The 3,509-nt window shown below is 66.6% G+C and carries 6 protein-coding genes; all 6 read left to right on the top strand.

The genetic code is table 11. From position 1 onward, the window contains the following. Positions 1 to 176: 176 nt before the first annotated feature. Entirely contained in the window at positions 177 to 428 is a 252-nt protein-coding gene (locus ACEQX1_RS13340; protein ID WP_017502718.1) for a hypothetical protein, read from the top strand. Between the two features lie 139 nt (positions 429 to 567). Continuing rightward, the gene (locus tag ACEQX1_RS13345; protein WP_017502717.1) at positions 568 to 831 is read left to right on the top strand and encodes a hypothetical protein; all 264 of its coding nucleotides are present in this window, start codon (positions 568 to 570) and stop codon (positions 829 to 831) included. Positions 832 to 989: 158 nt separating this feature from the next. After that, on the top strand, positions 990 to 1,766 hold the full coding sequence (locus ACEQX1_RS13350; protein WP_370196916.1) for a DNA -binding domain-containing protein: 777 nt from the start codon (positions 990 to 992) through the stop codon (positions 1,764 to 1,766). Positions 1,767 to 1,886: 120 nt separating this feature from the next. Beyond that, entirely contained in the window at positions 1,887 to 2,153 is a 267-nt protein-coding gene (locus ACEQX1_RS13355; RefSeq protein ID WP_017502715.1) for an AlpA family transcriptional regulator, read from the top strand. A 6-nt stretch (positions 2,154 to 2,159) separates the two neighbouring features. Beyond that, the gene (locus tag ACEQX1_RS13360) at positions 2,160 to 3,053 is read left to right on the top strand and encodes a replication initiator protein A (protein WP_017502714.1); all 894 of its coding nucleotides are present in this window, start codon (positions 2,160 to 2,162) and stop codon (positions 3,051 to 3,053) included. Positions 3,054 to 3,324: 271 nt separating this feature from the next. Beyond that, the coding region (locus tag ACEQX1_RS13365) for a DUF2840 domain-containing protein (protein WP_370196917.1) at positions 3,325 to 3,509 on the top strand (185 nt) is incomplete at its 3' end.

Genomic DNA, 3,509 nt, shown 5'->3' on the forward strand with positions numbered 1-3,509 from the left:
GTGAACAACAAGGTCGATCCCATCGCCGACGCCGAAGTGGTCGAGACCGAGCCGCTGGAAAAGGCGCGCTCGCCGGACGTTCGCTCGGCTCGCGTTTGTCGGTTCCCCTTATACCAAGGCGACTATAATAGTCGTTTTCATGGCGCATAGGCCCGGCCTCGTGAACGTGATCGCGTATGATCACTTCCCGCCAGGTGCGGGCCGCTCGCGCGCTTCTCAATTGGACCCAGGAGATGCTTGCCGACGAGGCCCTTGTTGCGTTGACTGCGCTCAAACGTCTCGAATCCGAGAATAACCTGCCCGTGCGCGAAGATACCCGCCATCAGGTGGTCAAGGCGCTGGAGGACGCAGGCATCGTCTTCCTTGATTCGGAACGCGGCGAAGGCGTCATGCTGGTGCGCGGCGCGGCAGAGAAATCGAGGAAGTAATGGGCGTCGATGTTCGCTTTACTATGCTCTCAGCATCGTGCCGCCATAGCGAAGACAGTGTAATTGCTTCGGTCCATTATGGTGTATAGCCTGCCAATCTGCGGGCGCAGGGAGCAATTGCTGAAAGCGAAGCGAGGCAATGGCCATAACTGCTTTCGAGGACAGCGCGCCTGATGCGCCGCACGTCACCGAGTATGACGAACGCCATCACCGCACCTACTGGCGACTGTTAGACGCGGCAGCGGAAAAAGCCGATTGGCGCGAGGCCGTGCGGATCATTTTCGGGATTGACCCGGAGAGGGAACCCGAACGCGCCCAGTTGGTCTACGACTCCCATCTTGCGCGCGCGAGATGGATGTCTGAGACCGGATATCGCCATTATCTACGTCCATCTGGCTCATAACGACCATTCTGTCAGCATCGCAAAAGCGCAGAAATCAGGCCAAATCGCTGACTTGAATCGGCTATGCGCCCACCCATTCGGCAGGGCTTCTCCATGCCCCCGCGACTGAGAAAATCTTCCAACGCGCTCCGCAGAGGGCCATGCTTGGGAGGGTCTCGATGCCGCCTGAGAAGGACTGGCGCGCGCCCCCGGCCGAGGCCGGGGACGACGCGCTGCAATATTCGGATATCGCCATCGGCTATCTCAGCCGCAACGTGCGCTATCGCTCCGACTACCGCCGTGCGCTCGGCCGCGTGAAACGCGGCACGATCTCCGCCGACAATGCGACCGCCAACCTCGTGCAGCGCTGGGGCATCAGCTACCACGCCGCCCCCGGCTCGGCCTTCGACCGCAAGCTGGCGGTCGCGCGCCCAGACCTGTCGCCGGCCAGCATCGTCCTCGCGCCCGCGCTTGCCGGAATCGGCGCGCAACCTCTCGACATGCGAGCGCTCGGCGACGTTCGCGCGCGGATCAGGATGGGCGACTTCCTTCATATCATCCTCGCCGATCCCGATGGCGACGAGCATCTTTGCATGTGCGGTCCGTGTCACGGACCGATGGCCGTGATGCTGCCGATCGGACCTAACCCCTTCGCACGCCTCGCGTCGGTCGAGCGCCTGTGCCGCCGCCTCAACGGCATGGCGGCCGGCCCGCCAGCGTGGCGCCCGCCGCCCTTCCGGCGCCTGCACCTCGTCACCTTGCTGCAAGTGCTCGACGGCCACCAGGCAGGCGCCACTCAACGCGAGCTGGCCGCCTCGCTGATCCATCGCAGGGTCCGCCGCTACAGCGCCGCCGAATGGGTTGAAAGCAAGGAGCGCAAGCGCGTCCGCCGCTGGCTGGCCGAAGCCGTCGAGCTGCGGGACGGCGGCTATCTCCGCCTGCTGCGCGGCGGCTGACAGGGGACATTGCCGCTCCCCTCGGCGCTGTCCCTTCTCCGCGCCGGGGTCATTTCGCCAGGATCACCTCCTGTCCGCCGGACCCCTTGTTCGGGGCCGGCCATCATCAGGAGGATCATCATGGCCGAGCCTGTCGCCGCCACAACGCCACGCTATCTCAAGACGCCCGACGCGGCGATCCATCTCGGTCTCTCGGCCCGCACGCTGGAGAAGCACCGCTGCTACGGCACCGGCCCGGTGTTCCGCAGGCTCGGCGGCCGGATCGTCTATGCGATCGACGACCTCGACTCCTGGGCCGCGCTCGGCACCCGCCGCTCGACCTCCGATCCGGGCAACGGCGTCGTCTATCCCGCCAAGCGCCTCCCCACCGATTGCGTGCGCCGCTGAGCGCCGATGCCCACTGCACGCTCCCTCTCCGGCCGGTCCAGCGCCGAGCGCACGCAGCTTGAGCTGTTCCGCTCGGTCCCCGGCGACCTTGCGGCCCGCGACGCGCAGGACTTGATGGCCTGGCCGTTCTTCAGCCTCGCCAAATCCCGCCGCACCGCGCCCATCGACTTCCGCATGGGCGCGACGTGGATCTCGGTCGAGGCCGTGCCCGAGCATGGCATGGCGACTATTTGGGACGCCGACGTGCTGATATGGGCGGCGAGCCAGCTCATCGAGGCGCGCGACGCCGGACGGCCGACCTCGCGCCTTATGGTGACGACGCCGCACGAGATACTGGCGTTCACCCGGCGCGGCACCGGCAAGGCGAGCTACGAGCGGCTGAAGGCCGCGCTCGACCGCCTGCAATCCACCACCGTCGCCACCTCGATCCGGCAGCAGCACCAGCGCCGCCGCCATCGTTTCTCGTGGATCAACGAATGGCGCGAGCTGGCGGACGGCAACGGCCGTGCGCTCGGGATCGAGCTGATCCTGCCCGATTGGTTCTATGCCGGCGTGCTCGACCGCGCGCTCGTGCTGACCATCGACCGCGCCTATTTCGACCTGACGGGCGGCCTCGAACGCTGGCTCTACCGCATCGTGCGCAAGCATGGCGGACGGCAGAGCGGCGGCTGGAGCTTCGACGTTCCGCACCTTTACCTCAAATCCGGCGTGCTCTCGCCGCTGCGCCGGTTCGCGTTCGAGCTGCGCGCCATCGTCGCGCGCCAGCCGCTCCCCGGCTACGTCCTCACGCTCGAACATGCGCTCGGCCGCGACCGGCTGAACTTCGCTCCCGTCCCCGTCGATCCGTTCGACGCCGCCATGCGCCGCGTCGGCCTCAAGCCTGTGGAGAACTGGCCATGAGGTTCGGACTATCGGGAACAGCCGGATTCGGACGATCAAGAACGCCGGACACGGACTTTCGAGAACGCGCGGGCCTCGCAAACCCGCAGAAATCCTCGCGGAATCGCACCACTTCTAACGGTGCTAATAGAAAAGAATCCTTCGGATTCTTGCTAACGGCGCGCGCGGCTGTGGACAGCGCGGCCTTGCTCGCCGGCTCGACGCTCGCGCAGCGGCCAGGTCGCCGCCCTCGCACCGCCCCCGTCGCGAGCCTCATCCCCGGAGACCTCCCATGATCGACGATCAGCCCCCCGCCGTGCGCGGCGGCGGCGCGTTCAGCGCGCTCGCCCGCGACGGCCTCACCCATGTCGAGCTGACCTGGATCGAGAAGAAGCTGGAGCACTGGATACGCTTCGGCCGCGTCGCCCAGGACCGCATCCTGACCCGCCGAACCCGCGTGGTCGGCTTCCGACCGGG

This window comes from Aurantimonas sp. (assembly GCF_964217435.1).
Classification (GTDB): Bacteria; Pseudomonadota; Alphaproteobacteria; order Rhizobiales; family Rhizobiaceae; genus Aurantimonas; species Aurantimonas coralicida.

Excerpts from the sequence above, each read along its gene's own strand:
- ACEQX1_RS13355 (WP_017502715.1), top strand. The coding sequence starts at position 1,887 with ATGGCCGAGCCTGTCGCCGCCACAACGCCACGCTATCTCAAGACGCCC.
- ACEQX1_RS13345 (WP_017502717.1), top strand. The coding sequence starts at position 568 with ATGGCCATAACTGCTTTCGAGGACAGCGCGCCTGATGCGCCGCACGTC.
- ACEQX1_RS13350 (WP_370196916.1), top strand. The coding sequence starts at position 990 with ATGCCGCCTGAGAAGGACTGGCGCGCGCCCCCGGCCGAGGCCGGGGAC.
- ACEQX1_RS13340 (WP_017502718.1), top strand. The coding sequence starts at position 177 with ATGATCACTTCCCGCCAGGTGCGGGCCGCTCGCGCGCTTCTCAATTGG.
- ACEQX1_RS13360 (WP_017502714.1), top strand. The coding sequence starts at position 2,160 with ATGCCCACTGCACGCTCCCTCTCCGGCCGGTCCAGCGCCGAGCGCACG.